Raw genomic sequence first — 21671 nt, 5'->3', positions numbered from 1 at the left:
GTCAGTGAATTTGTGGTTTTTTTCTGCTGGTGTAGGTTTCGCGGGCTCGGACGACGACGCCATCCTTATCGACCTTGACCTTGACGCTGCTCGATTTCCCGGGCATGCGATCCTCGCTCGGATAATAGGCAACACTATAGAATTCACGCAGCTCGCTGGCGATCTTCGAATAGGCATCCGCGAGATTGCCGAGTGATGTCGCATCATATCGGCGGCCGCCCGTGCGAATGGCCAACTGATCCAGGTACTCGGCGGCCTTTTCATATTCTGCTGCGGTGGTTCCCTGCGAACTCGGTGTCATTATCGTTGGAAGCATATTCGGCAGCGGGTTGCCGCCCTGGGTTGGGATCGATATCTTCGGCTGCTGAACGATCGGCCCGTTCTTCATGTTCTGAACATCAGCGAACGTATCGTATCTGATGGTATAGATCAGCGAATCAAGCTCCATCGCATCATGAAGGTTATTGAGGTCATTGGAACGCCGGCTCGTCGTATCCACGCCATCCGTGAACAGAATTATTGCCTTGCGGCCGTCTATCTGCCGAAGCCTGTTGTTCATGACCAGGTCAACAGCCTCGTACAAGCTGGTTCCCGTAGCGATGGCCGTCGATTTGATCGCCCGATAGATCTCCTTTCGTTCATTGGTGGCTTCACAGAGCATATGAACTTCACCGTCAAATGAAACGACCATCACCCTATCATTTGGCCTGAGCTGATCGATGAATGCGATCGCGGCAGATTGGATCTCCGCCAACTTGAACTTGGTCGAGTAACTCATATCAAGCACCAAAGCGACCGTGAACGGCTCATTCTCGTTTGAAAAAAGGGCGATCTCCTGCTCCTTGCCGTTCTCAAAAACCTTGAAGTCTTCCTTCCCGAGCCCACCTATAAATCGCCCCTTGCGGTCCATCACCCGAACAGGGATCGAAACTAGTTGCGTGTTCACCTTGATGATCTCGCCATCATCCGCCGTCAGGTCGCTTGCGGGCACAAGCGTTTTGGGCGTCGCTAGTGGTGTCGGACTCGGTGTTGGTTCCGTGGAACGTTGATTCTTCTTTCCATCAGTCTTCGTATCAGTCCGTCCCGATTGAGCGAAGGCCATCGAGGCAAACGCCGCAAAGCACACTAACAGGATCGCTGAGTATCTGAGTTTCATTCGGTCACCAAGTTCCAGCATCTACGATGCTTGTTAGCTCTATTAAAGATGCAAAACAGAAAAAAAGGAAGTCATTATTTCTGACCTCCTTTATTTTATTTATATCCTTGACGACGGTCTTAGCGGCCGGCGACATTCCGGTCGGACTTGCCAACGACATAACTATTTTTTGCCCTGACGACAACATTCGGCCGCATGACACGTATCTTGATCTGCTTCCGGTCGCCGACTTTACCTACAGCTTCGGGATAGTAGCCGAGAGAATACTGACGGCGAAGCTCTTCTGCGATCCCGGCAAAAGCTGCATCGACATTGTAAATTGACTGTGCCTCGAACTGCCGGCCGCCGCTGTTGAGCGCGAGCGTTTCCAGATACTTGCGTCCTTTTTCGTATTCGGCAGAATTGGCGCCGCCGCGGCCGCGGCCGCCCGAGCCAACGCTGACGTTTCCGCCGGTCAAGATCGCACCGAGAATGTCAGCCATAGTAACGCGTCCGCCCCGGCCTGTACGCGGCGTTGGATTATTGTTTCCGCCATACATATCTGTCGAGGTATCGTACCGAATGGTATAAAACAGGGCGTCAACTTCCTCGGTATCCTTTAATGTGCTGTCATAGCTTGCCCGGCGCGAGGTCGTATCGACCCCGTCCGAGAAAAGCACAACCGCTTTTCTCCCCTGGATCGTACGCAGCTGCTGCTGAATGACGTAATCCACTGCCTCATAAAGACTCGTGCCGTCACCGAACTGTGCCTGCTGAATAGCTCCGCGAAGAACGCGCCGGTCATTGGTTGCCGGACACATCACCTGAACGTGCTGATCGAATGCTACGACCATGACTTTGTCAGCCGGACGGAGCTGGTCGACAAATGTGATCGCCGCATTCTGGATCTCATCGATCCGGAATTGTGTCGAAGGGCTGACGTCGATGAGCAGAATAACCGTGAATGGCTGCTCGACCGATTGAAAATAATCCAGCTTTTGCTCGACGCCGTCCTCAAATATCTTAAAATCCTTTTGCTGCAGGCCCGATATGAATCGTCCGTCACGATCGAGCACCGAAACCGGCATCGTTACCAAATTTGTTTCGACCCGAATTACCTCATCATCCTCAGGCGGCGTCGCGGTGGGGTTGGCAGTTGGTTTGTTGCCGTTGATAAGAACCGGCGGGCCCGCATCCTCAGTCGTAACCGGTGGCGCATTAAGGATACGCGGCGGGGCCGCTGTCGGAGCGACACGCGGACGCGTCGAGGTATTCCCCTGCCCAAACGCTCCAAACACAAGCGTCCCCATCGTGATCAAAAGAACTGCTAGCTTTTTCATCGAATCATATACTCCGCACCGATCAGTTACTTTGGGGAAAGCGACGTTTTGATTAGGTTTGGCACCTTTTCGTTGCTATGAAATTTTATCAAGATATTCGTTTCCCAGATCATGAAATCGACGCCGGACCGCATTTATATTTTCGAATGGCAACTCCCGGTTGTGCGTGCGGTTCGTCAGCAAAATAAAAACCCGATCCTTGACCGGATCGATCCATAAACTCGTCCCCGTAAACCCAAGATGCCCAAAGCTCGTCCTAGACATTTTCGTTCCCGCAGTCGATTCCGGCGTCGTTGCAAGCTGGAACGCGAACGAGCGATGTTCGTTCATTCCCGACGTAAAATTATGAGAAAATCTACCGCAATCCTCTCGGTATAAAAGCGACGTGTGGTTTTCTAAGAACTGAAGTGCGATCGCAAGCACCTCAGTCGCAGTCGAAAACAGTCCGGCGTGGCCCGCAACTCCGCCCATAAAATGAGCATTTCCATCGTGGACCTCGCCCCAGATCGTCTCTGTTCGAAAACGATTTTCCGAAGTTCGACCGCAAATCCAAGGTCTTCGCAAGTCTGTCGCTCAAATCCGTTCCCATGTTCGCAAGCCGCGATCCGAGGCCGCAGTTCCGCCGCGGGGTGAAAGCCCGTATCCCATAAACCGAGTTGGTCGGCGATCTCGTCTTCCACGACGCGATCGAGCGGCAGCGAATACAATTTCTCGATGATCCGGCCAAGCAGGATGAAGTTCGCATCGCTGTAAACCACGCGGCTGCCGGTCCGGTAATCGAGCGGCGTCGCCGCAATGTTCGCCACGATCTCGTTTGGCTGATCTACAAGCAAATAGAACGGCTTCCACGCCGCTAAACCCGAAGTGTGTGACAGCAAATGCTTCACCGTGACGCCATCTTTACCCGCTCCGTCGAATTCCGGCAGGTATTTCTTAATCGGCTGCTCGATATCCAGTTCGCCTGAACCCGCCGGTCAGGCTTGCCAGATCGTATATCGTTTCCTTTGTCGCGGGGATCAGTTCAGGTTCGACCACAGCGTTCCCGAGAGCCTCGTGCATCACGATCTGACCGCCTTCGGCGACGAGATAGACCGCCGACGGAAAATCACCAGCGTCGATGCGTGTCGATAGAAATCGTGAGATCTGATCTGGCATTATGTAAGTATGAACTCTGCTTTCGACGCGATTGACAACCGCTACGCCTAAAAAATAGACTTAAGCTCTAAATTTTACAACGAGGTAAACAAATACATGAGCAAAGTAGAATCTGCTGACCTAATTCTAAAACTTTATGATCTGAGACGCGAAGAGATGATGAGAAAGGCGAGAAACTGGTTTTTCACTTTTAACCCGACGAGCGCCGAAGACTACATTAAAACCATGATGGACCCGGAAGTCGGCGGCTACCTGAGAATGGTTGTATCGTATTGGGACATGGCGGCGGCCCTCGTCAATCACGGTGCGATCGACGCCGATATGTTCAACGAAACCGCTGGCGAGCACGTGATCGTCTTCGCCAAGGTCCAACCGCTCCTCGCGGAACTGAGAGAAATGTGGCAAAACCCGACCGCATTGCAGCACCTCGAAAAGGTCGTGACCGGGACGCCCGAAGGTGCCGAGAGACTCGCAAAAACTCAGGAATGGCTCATATCAATGGCCGAAAGAGCCGGTGGAGCAGCAGCATAGGTCATTTGGTCCGCATGAATTGCCTCCAGCTTCAGCTGGAGGTGTGATTCTCTTTAATAAAAGGGCTTTAGCCGAAAGATTTATTCGGCTAAAGCCTCTTCATTTTGGCCGCCCACCTCCAGCTAAAGCTGGAGGCAATACATAAGAAAAGTACATTGGGGCTCTAATTTTGCTGCCTTAACCGATTGATATGCTCCTCGATCTTCTCTAAAACCCCGACCGCCAAAGCCAACGCCCGACGCCCGTCCTCCCCGGTGACCGGAGGTTGGGCATCATGCTCGACCGAATCCAAAAACGCCGTGATCTCAGCCCGTAAAGGTTCGACATCATTGATCTCAAGCCTATTGATCGAGATACCAAGCAGCGGATGTGCGGCCTCGGGGTTGAGCGAGGTGACCGATGCAAACTTTGTACCGTAATCAAGAACCACATACGACCCTGTCTGATAAAACCGTGTCTTTCGGATCTTGTCAGTACCGATCCGCGAAGCGGTGATGTTAGCAACGGCTCCGTTTTCAAATTCGATGCGGGCATTCGCGGCATCAACCTTGTCGGAAATGACCGGAATCCCAACCGCGCGGATCTCCGAAACTTTCACATTCTCGCCAACGAGCCATTGGATGGCATCGAGGTCGTGGATCATCACGTCGAGCACCACATCGACGTCTAGCGAGCGGTTAGGGAACGGCGACACGCGGTGGATCTCAAAATACAGCGGTTTCGTGATATGGGGCCGCAGAGCGACCATCGCGGGGTTGAACCGCTCGAGTTGCCCGACCATCAGCTTCGCACCCGACTTTTCAGCCGCCGCGATCATTTTATCGGCCTCGTCGAGCGTCAGAGCGATCGGCTTTTCGACAAGGACGTGAACACCAGATTCGAGAAACGCACATGCGATCTCACAATGCGTTTCCGTCGGCGTCGCGACCGAAACTACATCGACTTTGCCGAGCAGATCGCGCCAATTCGTAAAGCTGTCACATTTATTATCCGCAGCTATCGTCGCAGCGGTTTCGGCGTTAACATCACAAACGCCGAACATCTCGACGCGGCCTTCGGCGGCCAATTCGGCATAGTTTCGCCCATGATGCCGCCCGAGGCTGCCGACACCGATCGCGGCAACGCGTAATTTACGATTTTCGCCCATAATTTGATAACAAACCGCTTTTCAGCAATACTTTACATTCTCGATTATGACACCGGAAATTACAAAGACCGAGTCTACCGCCGTGCCGACATATATGTGGGTGCTGCTGGCCGTTTTGATCGTCTTTGTTTACATGTTCGGCCTCAACCTTCCGCTGCTCGGCCCGGACGAACCGCGTTACGCCCAGGTCGCCCACGAGATGTTCGAGCGCGGCGATTGGGTCACGCCAACCCTTGGCGGTTTTCACTGGTTCGAAAAACCGGCGTTGCTCTATTGGCTGCAGATCACGTTCTACCACTTTTTTGGCGTTAGTGAATTTGCTGCTCGTTTTGGATCGGCGTTGTTCGGTTTGGGCATGATCGCGGCTCTTTGGGTTCTTGGCAGGAAGATGGCCACAGAGGCCACAGAGAAAAATCAAAAATCGCGTACGAGTGAAAAAACTGTCACCCCGACCTCTGTGTCCTCTGTGTCCTCTGTGGCAAATTTCCCAAATTACCTCGCCCTGGTCGCCGCTACGTCGTTAGGGATTCTCGTCTTTTCGCGCGGGGCGAGCTTCGACATTATCGTCACATTTCCAATGACCGCCGCGATGGTCAGCTTTTTTATTTTCGACCGGGCGTCCGACAATACCTGGCGAAAAAAATATTTACCTCTTTTTCTTTTTTACGTTTTTATCGGCGTTTCGCTGATAGCCAAAGGGCTGATCGGCATTCTGTTCCCGTTTGCAATCGTCGCGTTTTATAACGTGCTCGAGTGGCGTCTACCGAGCCGTGCATTCCTAGCGAGCCTGCTCTGGGGAACACTAGTGGCAACGGCGGTTGCCGCTATCTGGTATCTGCCAATGTATCAGCGAAACGGCTGGGAATTCATCGATGAATTCATTATCCAGCACCATTTTCAGCGTTACAGCTCGAATAAATATCAGCACCCGCAGCCTTTCATCTTTTTCTTTTGGGTGCTGCCGTTGATGACTTTCCCGTGGGTCCCGTTTTTCTTCCGTGGTTTTTGGAATTCGGTCAAAGCAGTCTTTGATTGGCGGGCGGATCAGATTCAGCCCACTTCGTCGCTGCTTCGCTTCTCCTTCGCCTGGCTGCTGGTTCCGGTTGTCTTCTTTTCAATGTCAGGTTCGAAACTGCCGGGCTATATCCTGCCTGCGGTTCCGGCGGCGATAATATTAACAGCACTGTTTATTTTCGGGTTGGTCCAGAAAAGCGTGAAATGGCAAAAGATAGTGATGACCACCGCCATGACCACACTTATCAGCATCGTCGCATTATTGATCTTCGTCGTACCGAAATTTGCTGAGGCCGATTCCGTCAGGTCACTGATTGCGGATGCAAATACTCGCGGATTCTCTGAGCAGCGGGTTTTCATGGTGTACACGCTTTCGCACAATGCCGAATTCTATGCACCCGGCCGCCTTCTACGTGACGAAACCGGCAAACAACGAACGTTCTACCACGTCGACGACCTGCTGCCATATCTCGCCCGGGAAAACGGTAAATCGGCGTTAGTTCTTGTTCCCATCGAACACCTTGCGGTTCTCACAAAAGACAGCCGCATCACAACTCGAGTGCTAAAAGACAACACCGAACTCGCCATTGTCGAGATCGCGGTCAATTGATCTTTGTCTTAAGACTTTAGTCTTTGGACTCATGACGCTCACCCTCCGCCGCCCGTCGCAACCGATCCATCAGAGCCGCTCCGATGCCGGACTCAGGGACGATCTCACAATAGATCGTATCGACCGATTCCCGATCGCATTCGCGAAAGAATTCGAAAACAACATGAGCGTAGATCTCCACTGAGGAGCACAGCAAAGCCTTTTTGAATTCGCATTTGGGCCGTCTGAGTCCGAGGTATGCAGAATTTTCAGATCTCAAATTTGGGGACTCAGATCCATGATCGATAAGCACGACCTTTGCCCGCGGAGAATAATGCCTGTGCATTAACCCCGGGCTCCGAACTGCGCGGCCATTGACGACCTTATTCTCAACAGTCTCAGCAACGACTGCTTGTAATTCTGCGAGCGAAACCGCACCTTGCCGCAGCAAAACCGGAACTCCTAATGAGCAATCGACAACCGTCGATTCCAGCCCGATCTCGGTCGCCTCGCCCTGCAAAATGCAGTTGATGCGGCCATCGAGATCTTCGAGAACAGCCTGCCACGTTGTCGGGCTTGGTCGTCCTGATAGGTTTGCTGAAGGAGCAACGACCGGAACGCCACAGGCTTCGAGAAATCGTTGCGCGAGTTCGTGACGCGGCATCCGCACGCCGATAGTATCAAGCCCGGCGGTCGCGATGAGCGGGACTCGGTCGGATTTTGGCAGAACTAACGTAAGTGGGCCGGGAAACAGAGCATCGATAAAATTCCGGGCGTTTTCCTTAACTTCGGACGCAAGTTCACGGATTTGAGCAAGGTTCGCAACGTGCGCGATCAGCGGGTTGTCAGCCGGGCGGCGTTTCGCTTCAAAAATCTTCGCGACCGCTTCAGCGTCAAAGACGTTCGCACCGAGGCCATAGACCGTCTCCGTCGGAAATGCGACAGTGCCGACGTTTTTGATGAATGCCGCGGCTTCGAGCGGGGAATTTGTTACGATGGTCTTCACGTACTGAAAGTTTTACGCGAAAGGCCGTGAGAACGCAAAGCCGCTATTTCGCTTCGTAAATTAAGGTGCGTTTCTTTCTGGGGATCAATGCCCCGGCGAGAGCTCCTAAACCGGCACCAACGGCGATGAAGGGAGCGATCACGCCGCCCGTGTCGTCGCTACCGCCGGTTGCGGCCAGCACTCCGCCGCCGATCGCTGCACCAACTCCTGCCCCGGCGGCCGCTCCTATGGCAATTCCCGGCCCCCGCGAACCGTTTTTGACCTGATGGACCTTTTTGACGTCCGTGAAAGCAACTTCTTCAGTTTTGCCTTTTGAGGAAACACCGATCGTGCTATCCGAAACGGCTTCGATAGTGCCGTCGATCTTCTTACCCGCCTTGGTCTCGACACGAACTTCCGTGCCCCCGGCGAGGGCCTTCACGCTGCGCCAATCATTCGAAGCCTGGGCCAAAAGCACAAATGGCTGAGTAAGGAACGCAAAAATAGTGATGCTAACGACGATCCAACGCATGGTCATAGTGATTAAACCTCTCTTTTGGTTAAGCAACGATAGCGAGTTTTATAACACTGCTTCTCTCCAAACACCAACCCAGGTTCTCCCAGTGGTGAAATCTCGTTGCATCAAGCTAAAATATGAGTGTGACGATCGCCGAAAAACTCAAAACCTTACCAACGGATGCCGGCATTTACATTCATAAGAATGCGGCCGGAAAGATCATCTACGTCGGCAAGGCAAAGAATCTGAAGAACCGCGTGCGGTCTTACTTTCAATCGAGCCGCAATCACGACCCGAAAACTCGCCAGCTCGTAAAAAACATCACGGATTTTGAGTTTATCGTCGTCGATAATGAGGTCGAGGCATTGGTCCTGGAATCGAACCTGATCAAAAAGCACAAGCCGCGATTCAACGTTTTTCTAAAGGACGATAAATCATATCCACATCTCAAGCTCACGAACGAACCATTCCCAAAGGTCGTCGTCACGCGAAAGATCGTGCGTGACGGCTCCAGCTATTACGGCCCTTTTTTGCCTGCGACGATGGCTCGCAACACGCTGAACCTGGTCAATCGTGCCTTTCAGCTCCGAACCTGCGAGATCGAGATCGACGGCAAACTCGCCCGCCCGTGTCTCGAATACCACCTAAAACGCTGCCTCGGCCCGTGTGTCAAAGGGCTTTGTACAAAAAAGGAATATGAGGAAGCCGCCGCCGATGTAAAGATCCTGCTCGAGGGCAAAAACAAGGAACTCGCCAAAACCCTCGAGGCCCGCATGTGGCACTATTCCGAGAACGGCCAATACGAACTCGCCGCCAAATACCGCGACCTCAGCAAGACGGTCTTGGCCCTCAGCGAGCAGCAAAAGATGGCGACGACGGCCGATCTCGACATCGATATCATAGGATTTTATCGCGAAAATCAACGCCTCGCCCTGCAGCTCTTCACCATGCGCGAAGGCCGCATCGTCGGGCGGCGTGAGTTCTTTTGGGAAGATCTCGTTGAGGACGATACGTTCAACCCGGCGGAATTTCTAAGCGTGGTTTTGGCTCAGTATTACTCGACCGATTACGTGCCTTTAGAAATTCACGTTCCGCAGGATTTCGACGACCGCGAGGTGCTGGAGAAAGCCCTGACCGAACGCCGCGGCCGCCGTGTGAAGATCCTCGACCCCAAACGCGGCACCAAACGGAGCCTCGTCGAGCTCGTCGAAACCAACGCCAAGATCGCCTTCGAACAGCGTTTCCGAGTGCTCAAACCCGATTCGCAAAAGGTACTCGAAGAACTTCAGGAACTGCTCGAACTCTCATATTTTCCTGAACGGATCGAGTCGTTCGACATCTCGAATATCTCGGGAGCGGAGAACGTCGCAGGAATCGTCGTCTTTGAGAACGGCAAACCGGCGAAAGGACATTATCGCCGATTCATCATCAAATCGGTCGAGGGTGCGAACGATTTCGCGTCGATGCACGAAGCGGTTTTTCGCCGCTACAAACGCCTGCTGGCCGAGGAAAAGCCTTTGCCCGAGCTGATCTTCATCGACGGCGGCAAAGGCCAGCTTTCGGCCGCTGCTGCCGCGATGCAAGCTCTCGATCTCGAACAAATAATGCTCGTCGGCCTCGTCAAGCCGCAAAAACAGCACAACCAGATCTCGCACCTGCTGATCTACGGCCGCGAGGACCAACCGATCCCATTCGACCGCCACTCGCTCGCCTTCCGCCTGATCCTCCAGATCCGCGAAGAAACGCATAAAACGGCCATCGAATTCCACCGCAAGCGGCGTGAGAAACGAGATTTCTCGTCCGAACTGTCCGAAATTCCTGGCATCGGCGAGAAACGTAAACTGAAACTGTTGAAGAATCTCGGATCGATCGAGCGAATTGCAAAAGCGTCGATCGAGGAACTTCGGCCGTTTATCGGTCAAAAAGCCGCAGGCGAGATCGTCGAACATTTCGCTAATCAAAGAAGCCTCGGCGCGCGCGAACAGTAGGATCGAACCCCAACAGATCAGGCCCGAATTTCCTGTCTGCAAAACAGCGACGTAAATTGCAGACAGGAATTTCGGGCCTGATATTTAGGCCTGAATGACCTAAATTCTAATTACCTTTTCGAACGTATGTCTTGTGAACGACGACCTTCGACTTCTCGTCGACGGCTTCGACCATGACGTTGTATTTGTCTTCGCGGGTGATGACGCGGCCAGTTGGGCCGGCGGAGCGTTCTTTTGAACGGGCTTTTTCGGAATCGTCCATAAAACCCTTGATCGCGTCGGCCTTGACCGGCTCGGCGAGGCGGATGCCACGGGCTTCTGAGACAGCTTCGGTCGCGGTGGCCTTGAGGTTCTTGAGCCAGAGCTTTTTGAACAGTGCGTTTGAGACGTAAATGTCCGCACTGTTGATCTGGCCATTGATGGCAAATGCGTAGCCGATCACATCCGATCTGCCGTCGGCTATCGAGCTGAGATTTCTTATATATTCGTCTATATTCGCGACCACCTTCTTATTCTCGAGGCTGAGCTGCAGGCTTGAACGCGACACGTCGTCCGTCACCGCTCCGCCGACGTTTTTGCTGAGCTTTTCCTGAGCCTTACTGACCTGATTCCAGACCTCCTGCTGCGAACGCGTGGCGTTTGCCGCGATCTTCAGGTCCTTTGAAACAATACGGTCGTTCGAACTTGTAAATTTCGTTGATTCTTCACCGCCGCGTTTTTCCCAGCGGCCTGATTCGACGCAAAAAGCGTCTATCTTCACCCGGCCCGAACGTGCGGGAATTATGATGCTCACCGCCAGCACACGGTCCTGTTTTCCGCCCTTCACAATATCGCCCGACTGGATGAAAACGTCCTGTGTCTTCGACAGATTTTCGACCTCAAGCTCGTTCACCTCAGATGTTTCGTACACGACCAACAGCTTTCGCTCCATGGCTTCCTGCAGTGTCATGACGTTGCCCTTGGTGTTCTGGTCTTTGCCGTGAATCAGGAAGATAGTGAGATTTTTGTGCGTGTAGGGCGACGATATGCGGTATCCATCAGTCTGTGCAAGGGCCGAAAAGGCGGCGGTCAACGTAAATACAGCGACGGCGATCAGCCCTGTGATTCTCTGGTTTTTCATAATTACAAACTCCTTTTGATCTTTTCCATAATGTGGAGAGCGTCGCTGTATATTTTCGGAACGCAGTCTCGCTCGTTTTCTTGCAGAAAAAATGCTGAAAGCCCGCGCGTGAGCAAGGGCGGATCACACAATTGGACATTTTGGGTTGGGCATAAAACTCATTCAAATAGCTTGCGCTGACTGATCCGCCCTTGCTTACGCGTGGGCTTGTGCATATTCTTTCGATATGAAATTCCTTGTATCGCTTTTCTTCCTCGCTCTTTCATTTGTGAGCATCTTCGCCCAAAAGTCCGAAGACGACCGCCGGTCTAATATGCCGGTCGAGCCGTTTCGGATCATTGGGAACGTATATTATGTTGGAGCGTCTGAGGTCACTTCGTTTTTGATCGTAACGCCAAAGGGCCACATTCTGGTTGACGCCGGTTTTCCACAAACTGCTCCGCAGATCATCAAAAATATCCGCACGCTCGGTTTCAAACCCGAGGAGATCAGGCTGATGGTCAACACGCAGGCACATTTTGACCACGCCGGTGGATTTGCCGAGCTTAAGCGCCTGAGCGGTGCAAAAATGATAGCGAGCCCGCTCGACAAGGTTATGATCGAGGACGGCGGGAAAAACGATTTCACCTGGGGCGATGAACTTTCTTATGAACCGATTAAGGTCGATCGCGTCATTCAGAACCGCGAAAAGATCTCGCTCGGTGGAGCCACGCTGACCGCGATCTTCACACCCGGCCACACGAAAGGCTGCACGGCGTGGGAATACACCGTGACCGAAAAAGGCCGTAAGTACAAGGTTCTGTTCTGGGGCAGTGCCTCAAGCCCCGGCTATAAATTCTTCGGCAATAAAAACTATCCGGACATCGTCGCCGATTACGAAAAAACCTTCGCCGTGATGAAAACGCTCAAGCCGGATGTTTTCCTCGCGTCACACGGATCATTTTTCGACCTGTTTGAAAAGGCAGAAAAGATAAGGGCCAGGCGTGAGCCAAATCCATTTATCGATTCAGATGAATTCGGAAAATACGCCGCGGACGCAGAGAAAGCTCATCGGGCCAAACTTGCAGAACAAAAGAAAGCCGTCAGCCCATAATAGTAACGTCGATTGCATTTTTTGCGATTTCCGATAACAATAGGGCAACTTAAACCACTTCGAGGAGAAATTAATATGATGAAATCATTGCTCGCATTCGGCGTCTTATCGTTTGCCCTCACATTCTGCGGCCTGCAGGATAAGCTCAAGGGTTTGTCCGGCGGCCCGGCAAGTAACTCCAACGTCTCCAGCAATAATTCGAACGGCACCGCTCCGCCGAATACAAATGCAGCTCCAACCGCTGAAAAAGCGAAACCGTCAGTGACGCAGCAAGCGGTCATCGACGGCGGTACCGAGACAAAATGGGACGATCAAGGCCTCTCGTGGAAACTGCCTGCCGGCTGGAAGAAGATGTCGGTCACCAAGGACGGCTTTAACTACAGCTCGCCCGATAACGCATTTTTGCTCGTGAATATCTCAACGCTCGGCGACAGCTTCCCGATGGACATCAGCCTCAAGGCATACTATGACCAGGCCATGCAGCAGCTTAAAAACGGCAAGTACGAATCGGTTAAAATGGTCGATATCGATGGGATAGTCGGCGTTGAGTTTGTCGAAGCACCGCCCGAGGGTAAGGACGATCCGAGGCGGCACCAGTGGATCGCCTACCGCAAATACCTCGGCCAGACGCAGCAGCTAAACGTCATGACCTCGACCAAAGGCTCGAACTTCGGAAAGCACACCGACGATTTCCCGGCGATCCTTTATTCGATGAAGGCGGTGAAGTAATCAGCCGGCAAACAAACTTTTGGCTGCCCGAAATTCAATTATTTCGGGCAGCCGATTTTCATTCGCAGGACGAAAAAAATTGGTAGAGTACTTTTTCACGAAAGACCTTCGACCAATCTTCGCTTTACCTCTACCAATCAGGCCATTTCGAGCCGACAAAGCCTGAAACCACCTCGACCAATCGTAGCTTTTACCCGCTAAAACGCACTGTTTGTCGGGTTTTCACGCAAAGTGTGAATCGATTCACACTTTTGTCGCGGCTTTTTCGATCTGCACAAAATTCTTCCCCCAAAAAACGCTTATTCGTGCAGCGTCGGAGCATCAGCATGCGGAACGAAACACTGCCGGCAGCGTGCCTCGTATTTGTCGGCGGCACCGACCTCAACGCGGGCGTCCGATTCGACGGTTCGCTGCGAGTAGTTGGCGGTCGAGCCGCACTTTACACAAATGGCGTGGGTTTTAGTGATAAACTCGGCGATCGAAAGCAGCTGCGGCATCGGCTCGAACGGCCGGCCCGTGTAGTCCTGGTCCAGCCCGGCGATGATCACGCGGATCCCGCTTTCTGCCAAGCCGTTTACAGCTTCAAGGATCGCCATGTCGAAAAACTGGCCTTCGTCGATCCCGATCACCTCGGTGTCTTCTTTTACGTGCGACATCATCTCGGCAGTATTCGCAACCGGGATCGAATCGTGTTTGTGCCCGGAGTGGGAAGCTATCTCCTCGACCGAATAGCGGGCGTCGATCGCCGGCTTGAAAACCTGCACCTTCTGCCGCGCGATCCTCGCCCGCTTCAGACGGCGGATAAGTTCCTCAGACTTGCCTGAGAACATTGAGCCCGCGATCACCTCGATCCAACCGGTCCCGTTTTGACGCACTTTTCGGCGTTCGTCAGCATTGTCGAACGCAAATTCTTCTACCATAATTGCTCGTTTTAGTTAACGTGGAGACACAATTATAGGTAAAAATCCCCGCAACAGAAAAGCGCGAATAGCTGATTCTTTTTTTATCCAGGAACTAAGTTGAGGGGGATCAAAGATCGGCGAATTTTAGGTACATCTGAGGTCTTTGCCCGTCATCTCGGCAGGCTTCTCGATATCGAGAACCCCAAGTATCGTTGGCGCAATATCTGCAAGAGAACCGCCTTCAAAAAGCCGCATATTTCCTGCCTTATCATCGACAAGGTGGAATGGGACCGAATTGGCGGTCGGCAACGGGTTTGGCTCTCCGCTTTCCGCGTGGATCATCTCCTCGCAATTGCCGTGCGTTGAGGTGATCATGACGATGCCACCCGCCTCACGAACCGTATCGCAAATGCCCCCGAGGCACGTATCAATGTATTGGATCGCCGAAACCGTTTTATTGAGATCTCCCGTTTCAGCCATCATATCTGCTGCCGGGATGTTGACCACAAAAAATCCATTCGGCGCAGCCTCAACACCCTCGCGAAATTTGTCGGTTATCTTAAAGCTCTGTGATTCCGGATAAACCTCGGCAGACGGCAGCCTGCTGCTGACGATCAGCTCCTGTTCAGACGCCTGTGCCGCCTCGTTGCCGCCGTCGAAGAAATATGTCAGATGCGGAGCTCTTGAGACCTCGGTGATCTTAATATTCGGTATCTGCGAAGCGGATAGAACGTCGGTCAGCGTATTGACCTCCGGCTCCTGTCTGAACGCCGCCGGAAGGTTGAAACCGCGATCGTATTCGGTCAAGCAAACGGTATCGACGACTGGTTTTGCTCCGCTCGCCCCCTCCGGGATGCAAAGCGAACGCACGAGCTGCCGCATCGTGTCAGGCCGGTGATTGAAAAATACAACGAGATCGCCATTCTTGACGGTCGCCATCGGAACATCCGGAGCGGTTTCGATAACGATCGGCGAGATGAATTCATCAGAGATGCCGCGCAGGAACGAGTTGCGGATAGCGGTTACGGCATCGTGCGAACGCTCGCCTTCGGCGTGGACGAGCATAGTGAAGGCTCGAGCGGTGCGCTCCCATTTCTCGTTCGCGTCCATCGCAAAAAAGCGGCCGCAAAGTGTCGCGATCCGCCCGAGGCCGATGTCAGCAAGTTTAATTTCGAGGGCCTCAACGTAAATGTCGGCGGTACGTTCGGGAACATCGACGCCGTCGAGGATACAATGGATAAAAACGTCTTTCAGCCCGTGTTTCTTGGCTAAGCGTACGCACGCAAAAAGATTCTCAGTCGATGAATGAACTCCGCCGTCGCTTAGAAGGCCGATCAGATGGACCGCACAGCCGTTTTCCTTGGCTCTTGCGTAAGCCCGATTCAGGACCGGATTCTCCATGAACTCGCCCGACGTTATAGCCTTCTGAATTCTCGCGATCTCGGTTTGAGCGGCCCGGCCGGTTCCGATGTTGAGATGTCCGACCTCGGCATTGCCAGGTTGGTCGCCAGTTTGGCCGACCTTCTCGCCCGCCGCCGCGAGCGTCGTCATCGGGTAGCTGCTGCAGATCTGGTCGTAATATGGCGTGTGAGCGATCGCGATCGCATTGCCCTCGGTACGCGGAGCGTAGCCCCAGCCATCCAGAATGACGAGTGCGACCGGCCGCCTAATATTCGACTTAGTTGACATGAACTATGCTAGAAAACCCCATGACGCGAAGATAAAATGGGCGAGAATACGAAGCGTGAAACCCTATTCCGCTATAGAAGCGTCAACAACAATTATAACTTGAACGGGTCAGGTAAAAGCAAGACTTTCTTTCGAGGTTCAGTATGCGTCCGGAGCCGTTCGCTCCATCCAGCGGTCGGGGTGAACCAGCGGGTTAAAATCGTACTGAGCATACAGCCCATGAGCATCACGAGTAGCCAAAACCCAGCGCCGCAAACCTTGCAGGTCGGGATGAGAAACAATGACCTCCATCAGCCATTTGCTAAGCCCGCGACCGCGATATTCGTTGATCACAAACACATCGCCGATATATGCAAAAGTCGCGCAGTCGCTAACCACACGGGCAAATCCTATCTGCCTCTCGCCGTCAAAAAGGCCGAAGCAGATGGAGTTGTCGATCGCAGTCCTGGTCTGTTCGATCGTGCGAGTTTGCGCCCAGTAGGAGTCGTTCTGAAGAAAAGACTGGATAACATCGATATTGAGCCGACCTTTTGCGGTTGTGATCAGAAATTCATCTTTGGTCCATTCCATATGACTGATTTTTTATCCGTTCGAAGAAAAGGTCAATTTCAGAGGATGAACGAAGCGTCACAAAACGCTTGTCCGGAAATTCCTTCATCTCGTCAATGATCCTTTTTCGCGCCCGCCCTGGATAGTTCCAAACCCAGCCGATGAACTCGAGGTCGAGCTTTTCGTTACAGCCCTCGGCCATATCAGGACGGTTCGTTCCCCGATATTTTAGTGCCCGCTTGATCGCTCTATACAGACAGATGCGTCTTGGTACATCAAGAAAAATAATTGTATCGGCCGCCCGCATACGCATTTCCCGGGTTCCGCCGAAGTTACCATCCATTATCCACGAATGGCCTTTTACGAGTTCGGCAACAGTCGCTTCCCAATCGGGCTTTGGCATTTTGTCCCAATTCGGCCGCCAATAGAGCTGATCGAGATGTATGACGGGAATGCCGAGAGCATCGCCCAGCCGCCGGGAGAACGTCGATTTTCCTGCCCCGCCAGAGCCGATGACGATGATCTTTTTCATACGCCGATTTCTTAAACGTGGAACAGGGATGAAGAGGATAAAAAGGATCAACTTTTCGTTATCCCATTTATCTATTTCATCCCTGCAAATCCATAAGCGGGGCAAATAGGGCATTACCTCAGCTGATAAAACGCTTTCCGTCCCGGATACCTGGCCGACGAATCGAGGTCTTCTTCGATCCTCAGCAGCTGGTTGTATTTCGCGATACGGTCCGAGCGGCAAAGGCTTCCTGTCTTGATCTGCCCGGCGTTGGTTGCGACCGCAAGGTCGGCGATGAAATTGTCTTCAGTTTCGCCCGAGCGATGCGAGATGACGGCGGTCATGTTGTTTGTGCGGGCAAGCTCGATCGCATCAAGCGTTTCCGTGAGCGTGCCGATCTGATTGACCTTTATCAGGATCGAGTTTGCCGCACCGACTTCGATTCCCTTTTGCAGAAACTTTGTATTGGTCACGAACAGGTCATCGCCCACGATCTGCACGGTTTTGCCGATGCGGCCGCTGAGATTTACCCAACCGTCCCAATCGTTCTCGGCCATTCCGTCTTCGATCGAGATGATCGGGTATTTTATGCACCAATCTTCCCAATACGCGGCCATTTCGTCGGAGGAAAGCTCGCGTTTATCGCTCTTTTTGAAAACGTATTTGCCTTCCTTATAAAACTCGCTCGATGCGGGATCGAGCGCGAGCTTGACGTTTTCGCCCGCTTTGTAACCGGCTTTCTCGATCGCCTCGAGAATGGTCTCGACGGCTTCTTCGTTCGATTTCAGGTTCGGTGCAAAACCGCCTTCGTCGCCCACGCTTGTGGAATAACCGCGTGCTTTAAGAACCGCCTTTAGATTATGAAAGATCTCGGCACCCGTCCGCAAAGCCTCAGAAAAGCTCTCCGCACCGACCGGCATCACCATGAATTCCTGAAAATCTACGTTATTATCCGCATGAGCACCGCCGTTGAGGATGTTCATCATCGGGACGGGCAGCGTTTTGGCGTTCGTGCCGCCGATGTAGCGATAGAGCGGCATTTCCTGGAACGCGGCCGCCGCGCGGGCGTTAGCGAGTGAGACAGCGAGGATCGCGTTCGCACCAAGCTTCGACTTCGTCTCAGTGCCGTCAAAGTCGATCATCGTTTGATCGATAAGCGTTTGATCAAGGCAATCGAGCCCTTCGACCTCGCGGCTGATCTTGTCGTTGACGTTGGCAACCGCGTTGAGAACGCCTTTGCCCATATAACGGTGCATATCGCCGTCACGCAGCTCGACAGCTTCGTTCTCACCGGTCGAAGCGCCGCTCGGAACCGCCGCACGGCCCGTCGTCCCGTCTTCCAAAATAACTTCCGCCTCGATAGTCGGATTACCGCGCGAATCCATTATTTCCCGCGCCCATACCTGTTCAATGATGCTCATTAGTTAAAGACTCCTGTAGATGTATAAAAGCAAATAGTTATCGTACCTTATCGCGGCTGGAGAGGGCTAAAGCAACAACGCCGAAAACCACCAAAACACCGCCGATCGGAGCAAAAAATATCCCGATTCCCGGATCGCTCTCAAAATGCCAGATGCCGCCAAGCAGAAACCCTATCGGCATTACGAGGACTCCGATCCGCAGAAGCAAAACGCCAAGATTCGGCGGTGCGGCCAGGCCTTTCTGTATGTACAGATTAACAACAAGCAGCAAAATGCTCAGCAGGGTTCCATGTGCGTGAGCAAGCCGAAAAACCTCGCGGCGAACCGGATCCTGCAAGTATGCCGGCGAACGAAAGCCGATCAGCCCTTCGACAAGCAACCCAAACGCCATCCAAAACGCCAAGCCGAACCACGCCTGCTTCGCGATCCCGAATGATGCTGCCGGTTTTTCCTCGTTTTCAGCCACTATTCACCGACCTCCAGATCGACATCTTTTCGTTTTTTTCGCAGATCGAGAGCAGTATGTTTAATTTCGGCCATTCGGGCCGCGTCGATCGAATCTATCCACGGTCTGATCTGGCTGGTTCTCGCACTTTCGGTTGCCAGATAGTCGGGCTTTGTGATCGAGCTGTTGCCTGCCGCGATGCCGTTAGCAGCAAAATATCTAACTACTGGATAATTATCACCTGCAAACGCCTCGATCAAAAATCCAGCCGCCCATTTCGGGTCTGCGTGTTTTGTCAACGCATCCGCCATCAAAGCCCGAGTCAAAGCATCGCCTCCGAAAAGCCCCCGAACACCTTCCGGCGTGTCGAACTGGCTGTCCTTCGAAGCCGTTGTCGTATCATATCTAGACGGCCACAGTGCTTTCGCCTGATCGACCGCCCAATTGGCCGAGCGGTCCACGTGGCATTGATTACACGCGTTTGGAACGCTTTTTTCGATGGTCAAGCTCGGGTTCGGCACCGTGATCAAATGCGTTTTGTGGATCGCCTGAACGCCGTAAATAACCTCGGGCATGTGGCAAGAGTAGCAGCTGCTTCCTGCCGAATTGATCTCATGCTTCGTGTGCGTTTTCAGAGCGGTTTCGTCACGCAGCTGCGTGTGACATTGCGTGCAGGCTACGTTCGTGCGTTTTTCTTCGGTGATCTGGCCTTTGATGTCGCCCTCGTGCATCGTGTGGCAGCTGGTGCATGTGATCCGTTTCCCTTTTTCACCCTTGAGAAAACAGGCTGAGCCGGTGACACCTTGATATTCGTATGCGGTGAGCCGCGGAGAGCCATCCGACCAGAAACGATTGGCAAACGACAGCTCTCCGATCGAGGTATCTGCGTGAACGGGACGATAGTATTTCGAGAGATCACCGCCCGCATCGAATGGGTCGCCCTTGCCCAGGATCTCACGAATTCGATCAAATGGCTCAGGAACACGCTGTCCATGGCAATGTCCGCAGACCATCATCGAACGGTCGGAATCGAGCTCGAGCGGATCGACGATCTTCGTGTCAGAATTTGCATTCGCTCGCCACAAAGCCCGTGTCAGTGGCGATCGTGCCGCCTCCGCGTGTTCGGCACCCTGCGCATGACAGGCTCCGCAGGCGATGCCGAGTTCGCTGACCTCGGTTCTGGAAAGTTTCGTATCGAAATTGTAATTCGGCTGGGCCTTTACGTTGTGGCAGAAAACGCAGTTCGTGTCCCATTGCGTGAAATGCTGTTTGTAATTATCGCCGTCCGGATAAAAGAAGGAGCCGTTGAGGCTCATCCAGCGCTTGTTCATCAGGTCGTACGCTACAGGTAGGCGAAAATACTGGCCATTCTGCTTCGCCACGTACTGCTCTATCCGCCGCGAACCGACCGTCCGCTCGATCTTGAACGATTCCGTTTTCCCGTCAGCATATGCAAAATTCATGAAAAAGCCCGTCGGACGCTTTTCCATTTTTGCTTTGACGCCAAGGTAATCGAGCGTGTTCTGCTTTTCGAAATCGCCCTGAACAGTGCCGACGGTGATATCCTGCGTCATTCGGCTGTGATGCGTTTTTCGCCAGGATGCGAAATGGTCTTCGTGACAAGTGCGGCAATCAGTGGACCTAATGTAATTCGCATCGGCCTTACCTTCCCGGATACCGACGTATCGACCGCGAAGAGCATAGACACTCACCGCCACGACAAACAAAATGAATCCCGTGACCACGATCGATTTTGTCAGCAGGTTGTGTTTCACCGTCGTTTTTACTTATTTTGAGATACTAAAGATATCGTCGAGGCTCGCGAAATATACATTCGCTCCGCCAAGGGCGATGGCTCCACTGGTGTAACCTGAATCCAGTATCGCGACTTCGCCTCCGGTTTTTGCGACCTTGCAGAGCGAGTTGTTCGTCAACGAGCCTTCATCAAAAAAATAGACAGCTTTGTCATCTACGGCCAGCGGATAGAGTGAGAATCTTTTCACGAAAGTAGTTGGTTCGCCGCCTTGCTTAGAAACCTTCATCAGTGCCCACCGCGAGTCGCCTTTGGCTCTAAAGCCAAAATACAGATTTTCGGCATCCTGTGACAGTTCATCGAGGCCTGCTCCGTCGGGCGGCGTGTAGACTGCCTGTGGCGTTCCGCCTGATTTCGGCTGTTTCATCAGAGCGGTCGAGGTGTGCCAGTAGATGAATTTTTCGTCGACGACCAGACTGTGCGGGATATTTTGATTGTCGGTAAATATCTCAACCTTTCCGCCCGTTTTCGGGGCAACAAAAACCGGCTTCGGAACTGATTGCTGGCCTGCCGAATAGTATCCGTGATTCATCCAGTAAATTTTCTCATTATCGACCGCCATGTCGATGCCGATCCCGACGTTTTCGCTGACTATCGCCTCGGGCGTTCCGCCGGATTTTGATGCACGCCAGATCTTTCCGGCGGCGTTCCAGTAAATGAACTTATCATCCTGGGCGATTCCGCCATTCTCCGATTGGGGAATGCTCTTGCCATCATCGATCGACGAAACCTCGCCCGTTTGCAGATCCACACGCCGAAGTCCGCTGTGGCCTTCGTTCTGATCGGCGACGGTTCCGCCAATGACGACATAGGCAAATTTTTCGTCAACGACGAGCCCGGACACATGCGACAGGCCTTTGTCCTTGCCTGCGATCCGCTTGCTTTTCGTCCAATCAGGCTCACTCTTCATTCCGCCGCAGCCGAGGGTTGCGGCGATCAAAACCGTACCCGTGATCAAAAAGGTCAGTGCGTGATTTTTCATGGTCTTGAAACGAGAT

General features: G+C 52.9%; 22 protein-coding genes. 5 read left to right on the top strand and 17 right to left on the bottom strand.

The window, feature by feature from the left end:
- Position 1 precedes the first annotated feature (1 nt).
- The 5 genes from IPG22_13620 to IPG22_13600 all read right to left on the bottom strand — a co-directional run bounded on the left by IPG22_13620 (position 2) and on the right by IPG22_13600 (position 3630).
- Positions 2-1156, bottom strand: coding sequence for a VWA domain-containing protein (locus tag IPG22_13620; protein MBK6589325.1), 1155 nt, complete (start codon positions 1154-1156; stop codon positions 2-4).
- A 119-nt stretch (positions 1157-1275) separates the two neighbouring features.
- Positions 1276-2475, bottom strand: coding sequence for a VWA domain-containing protein (locus tag IPG22_13615; GenBank protein ID MBK6589324.1), 1200 nt, complete (start codon positions 2473-2475; stop codon positions 1276-1278).
- 75 nt (positions 2476-2550) lie between these two features.
- On the bottom strand, positions 2551-2946 hold the full coding sequence (locus IPG22_13610) for a serine hydrolase (GenBank protein MBK6589323.1): 396 nt from the start codon (positions 2944-2946) through the stop codon (positions 2551-2553).
- Positions 2871-3431, bottom strand: a complete 561-nt coding sequence (locus IPG22_13605; GenBank protein MBK6589322.1) for a beta-lactamase family protein — start codon at positions 3429-3431, stop codon at positions 2871-2873. The genes IPG22_13610 and IPG22_13605 overlap by 76 nt, the downstream gene beginning before the upstream one ends.
- The gene (locus IPG22_13600; GenBank protein MBK6589321.1) at positions 3409-3630 is read right to left on the bottom strand and encodes a hypothetical protein; all 222 of its coding nucleotides are present in this window, start codon (positions 3628-3630) and stop codon (positions 3409-3411) included. Before IPG22_13600 ends, IPG22_13605 begins: the two co-directional genes overlap by 23 nt.
- A 96-nt stretch (positions 3631-3726) precedes the next feature.
- On the opposite strand from IPG22_13600, the gene IPG22_13595 reads away from it, so the two are divergent.
- Positions 3727-4161: a hypothetical protein gene (locus tag IPG22_13595; GenBank protein ID MBK6589320.1), complete on the top strand. Its 435-nt coding sequence runs from the start codon at positions 3727-3729 to the stop codon at positions 4159-4161.
- A 163-nt stretch (positions 4162-4324) separates the two neighbouring features.
- On the opposite strand, the gene IPG22_13590 is transcribed toward IPG22_13595, so the two are convergent.
- A complete protein-coding gene (locus IPG22_13590; GenBank protein MBK6589319.1) occupies positions 4325-5308 on the bottom strand; it encodes a Gfo/Idh/MocA family oxidoreductase in 984 nt (327 codons plus the stop codon).
- Positions 5309-5354: 46 nt separating this feature from the next.
- Between IPG22_13590 and IPG22_13585 the strand changes: the two genes are divergently transcribed.
- Complete coding sequence (locus IPG22_13585) at positions 5355-6932, top strand: glycosyltransferase family 39 protein (protein MBK6589318.1); 1578 nt, start codon at positions 5355-5357, stop codon at positions 6930-6932.
- A gap of 16 nt (positions 6933-6948) precedes the next feature.
- Here the strand turns inward: IPG22_13585 and IPG22_13580 are convergent, their stop codons facing one another.
- Together IPG22_13580 and IPG22_13575 are read right to left on the bottom strand one after the other, a co-directional pair.
- Entirely contained in the window at positions 6949-7917 is a 969-nt protein-coding gene (locus IPG22_13580; protein MBK6589317.1) for a threonylcarbamoyl-AMP synthase, read from the bottom strand.
- 43 nt (positions 7918-7960) lie between these two features.
- Complete coding sequence (locus IPG22_13575) at positions 7961-8434, bottom strand: hypothetical protein (protein ID MBK6589316.1); 474 nt, start codon at positions 8432-8434, stop codon at positions 7961-7963.
- 122 nt (positions 8435-8556) lie between these two features.
- Here IPG22_13575 and uvrC point away from each other — a divergent pair, with 122 nt between their 5' ends.
- On the top strand, positions 8557-10401 hold the full coding sequence (uvrC, locus tag IPG22_13570) for an excinuclease ABC subunit UvrC (GenBank protein MBK6589315.1): 1845 nt from the start codon (positions 8557-8559) through the stop codon (positions 10399-10401).
- A 106-nt stretch (positions 10402-10507) separates the two neighbouring features.
- Here uvrC and IPG22_13565 read toward each other — a convergent pair whose 3' ends face one another.
- Positions 10508-11521, bottom strand: a complete 1014-nt coding sequence (locus tag IPG22_13565) for a hypothetical protein (GenBank protein ID MBK6589314.1) — start codon at positions 11519-11521, stop codon at positions 10508-10510.
- A gap of 226 nt (positions 11522-11747) precedes the next feature.
- Here IPG22_13565 and bla point away from each other — a divergent pair, with 226 nt between their 5' ends.
- On the top strand, positions 11748-12614 hold the full coding sequence (bla, locus tag IPG22_13560) for a subclass B3 metallo-beta-lactamase (GenBank protein MBK6589313.1): 867 nt from the start codon (positions 11748-11750) through the stop codon (positions 12612-12614).
- Between the two features lie 75 nt (positions 12615-12689).
- On the top strand, positions 12690-13343 hold the full coding sequence (locus IPG22_13555) for a hypothetical protein (GenBank protein ID MBK6589312.1): 654 nt from the start codon (positions 12690-12692) through the stop codon (positions 13341-13343).
- A 299-nt stretch (positions 13344-13642) separates the two neighbouring features.
- On the opposite strand, the gene IPG22_13550 is transcribed toward IPG22_13555, so the two are convergent.
- The 8 genes from IPG22_13550 to IPG22_13515 form a co-directional block, all read right to left on the bottom strand.
- Positions 13643-14263 carry a thymidine kinase gene (locus tag IPG22_13550; protein ID MBK6589311.1) on the bottom strand — a complete coding sequence of 207 codons (621 nt, stop codon included), beginning with the start codon at positions 14261-14263 and terminating at the stop codon, positions 13643-13645.
- A gap of 126 nt (positions 14264-14389) precedes the next feature.
- Positions 14390-15934, bottom strand: coding sequence for a 2,3-bisphosphoglycerate-independent phosphoglycerate mutase (locus IPG22_13545; GenBank protein ID MBK6589310.1), 1545 nt, complete (start codon positions 15932-15934; stop codon positions 14390-14392).
- A 138-nt stretch (positions 15935-16072) separates the two neighbouring features.
- Entirely contained in the window at positions 16073-16504 is a 432-nt protein-coding gene (locus tag IPG22_13540) for a GNAT family N-acetyltransferase (GenBank protein MBK6589309.1), read from the bottom strand.
- Positions 16485-17015, bottom strand: coding sequence for a DNA topology modulation protein (locus IPG22_13535; GenBank protein ID MBK6589308.1), 531 nt, complete (start codon positions 17013-17015; stop codon positions 16485-16487). The genes IPG22_13540 and IPG22_13535 overlap by 20 nt, the downstream gene beginning before the upstream one ends.
- A gap of 113 nt (positions 17016-17128) precedes the next feature.
- On the bottom strand, positions 17129-18415 hold the full coding sequence (gene eno / locus IPG22_13530; protein MBK6589307.1) for a phosphopyruvate hydratase: 1287 nt from the start codon (positions 18413-18415) through the stop codon (positions 17129-17131).
- A 37-nt stretch (positions 18416-18452) separates the two neighbouring features.
- Entirely contained in the window at positions 18453-18881 is a 429-nt protein-coding gene (locus IPG22_13525) for a hypothetical protein (protein ID MBK6589306.1), read from the bottom strand.
- Positions 18881-20635, bottom strand: coding sequence for a hypothetical protein (locus tag IPG22_13520; GenBank protein ID MBK6589305.1), 1755 nt, complete (start codon positions 20633-20635; stop codon positions 18881-18883). The genes IPG22_13525 and IPG22_13520 overlap by 1 nt, the downstream gene beginning before the upstream one ends.
- A 12-nt stretch (positions 20636-20647) precedes the next feature.
- Positions 20648-21655: a hypothetical protein gene (locus IPG22_13515; GenBank protein ID MBK6589304.1), complete on the bottom strand. Its 1008-nt coding sequence runs from the start codon at positions 21653-21655 to the stop codon at positions 20648-20650.
- Positions 21656-21671: the final 16 nt, after the last annotated feature.

Source organism: Acidobacteriota bacterium (genome assembly GCA_016703965.1).
Lineage (GTDB): Bacteria > Acidobacteriota > Blastocatellia > Pyrinomonadales > Pyrinomonadaceae > OLB17.
This window is presented reverse-complemented; position numbering and strand designations above follow the sequence as displayed.

What these genes read in the sequence shown, in the direction of transcription:
- IPG22_13545 (MBK6589310.1), bottom strand. Translation starts at nt 15,934, where the DNA reads ATGTCAACTAAGTCGAATATTAGGCGGCCGGTCGCACTCGTCATTCTG.
- bla (MBK6589313.1), top strand. Translation starts at nt 11,748, where the DNA reads ATGAAATTCCTTGTATCGCTTTTCTTCCTCGCTCTTTCATTTGTGAGC.
- eno (MBK6589307.1), bottom strand. Translation starts at nt 18,415, where the DNA reads ATGAGCATCATTGAACAGGTATGGGCGCGGGAAATAATGGATTCGCGC.
- IPG22_13575 (MBK6589316.1), bottom strand. Translation starts at nt 8,434, where the DNA reads ATGACCATGCGTTGGATCGTCGTTAGCATCACTATTTTTGCGTTCCTT.
- IPG22_13615 (MBK6589324.1), bottom strand. Translation starts at nt 2,475, where the DNA reads ATGAAAAAGCTAGCAGTTCTTTTGATCACGATGGGGACGCTTGTGTTT.
- IPG22_13565 (MBK6589314.1), bottom strand. Translation starts at nt 11,521, where the DNA reads ATGAAAAACCAGAGAATCACAGGGCTGATCGCCGTCGCTGTATTTACG.
- IPG22_13595 (MBK6589320.1), top strand. Translation starts at nt 3,727, where the DNA reads ATGAGCAAAGTAGAATCTGCTGACCTAATTCTAAAACTTTATGATCTG.
- IPG22_13515 (MBK6589304.1), bottom strand. Translation starts at nt 21,655, where the DNA reads ATGAAAAATCACGCACTGACCTTTTTGATCACGGGTACGGTTTTGATC.
- IPG22_13610 (MBK6589323.1), bottom strand. Translation starts at nt 2,946, where the DNA reads ATGGGCGGAGTTGCGGGCCACGCCGGACTGTTTTCGACTGCGACTGAG.
- IPG22_13620 (MBK6589325.1), bottom strand. Translation starts at nt 1,156, where the DNA reads ATGAAACTCAGATACTCAGCGATCCTGTTAGTGTGCTTTGCGGCGTTT.
- IPG22_13550 (MBK6589311.1), bottom strand. Translation starts at nt 14,263, where the DNA reads ATGGTAGAAGAATTTGCGTTCGACAATGCTGACGAACGCCGAAAAGTG.
- IPG22_13600 (MBK6589321.1), bottom strand. Translation starts at nt 3,630, where the DNA reads ATGCCAGATCAGATCTCACGATTTCTATCGACACGCATCGACGCTGGT.
- IPG22_13555 (MBK6589312.1), top strand. Translation starts at nt 12,690, where the DNA reads ATGATGAAATCATTGCTCGCATTCGGCGTCTTATCGTTTGCCCTCACA.
- IPG22_13590 (MBK6589319.1), bottom strand. Translation starts at nt 5,308, where the DNA reads ATGGGCGAAAATCGTAAATTACGCGTTGCCGCGATCGGTGTCGGCAGC.
- IPG22_13535 (MBK6589308.1), bottom strand. Translation starts at nt 17,015, where the DNA reads ATGAAAAAGATCATCGTCATCGGCTCTGGCGGGGCAGGAAAATCGACG.
- IPG22_13585 (MBK6589318.1), top strand. Translation starts at nt 5,355, where the DNA reads ATGACACCGGAAATTACAAAGACCGAGTCTACCGCCGTGCCGACATAT.
- IPG22_13540 (MBK6589309.1), bottom strand. Translation starts at nt 16,504, where the DNA reads ATGGAATGGACCAAAGATGAATTTCTGATCACAACCGCAAAAGGTCGG.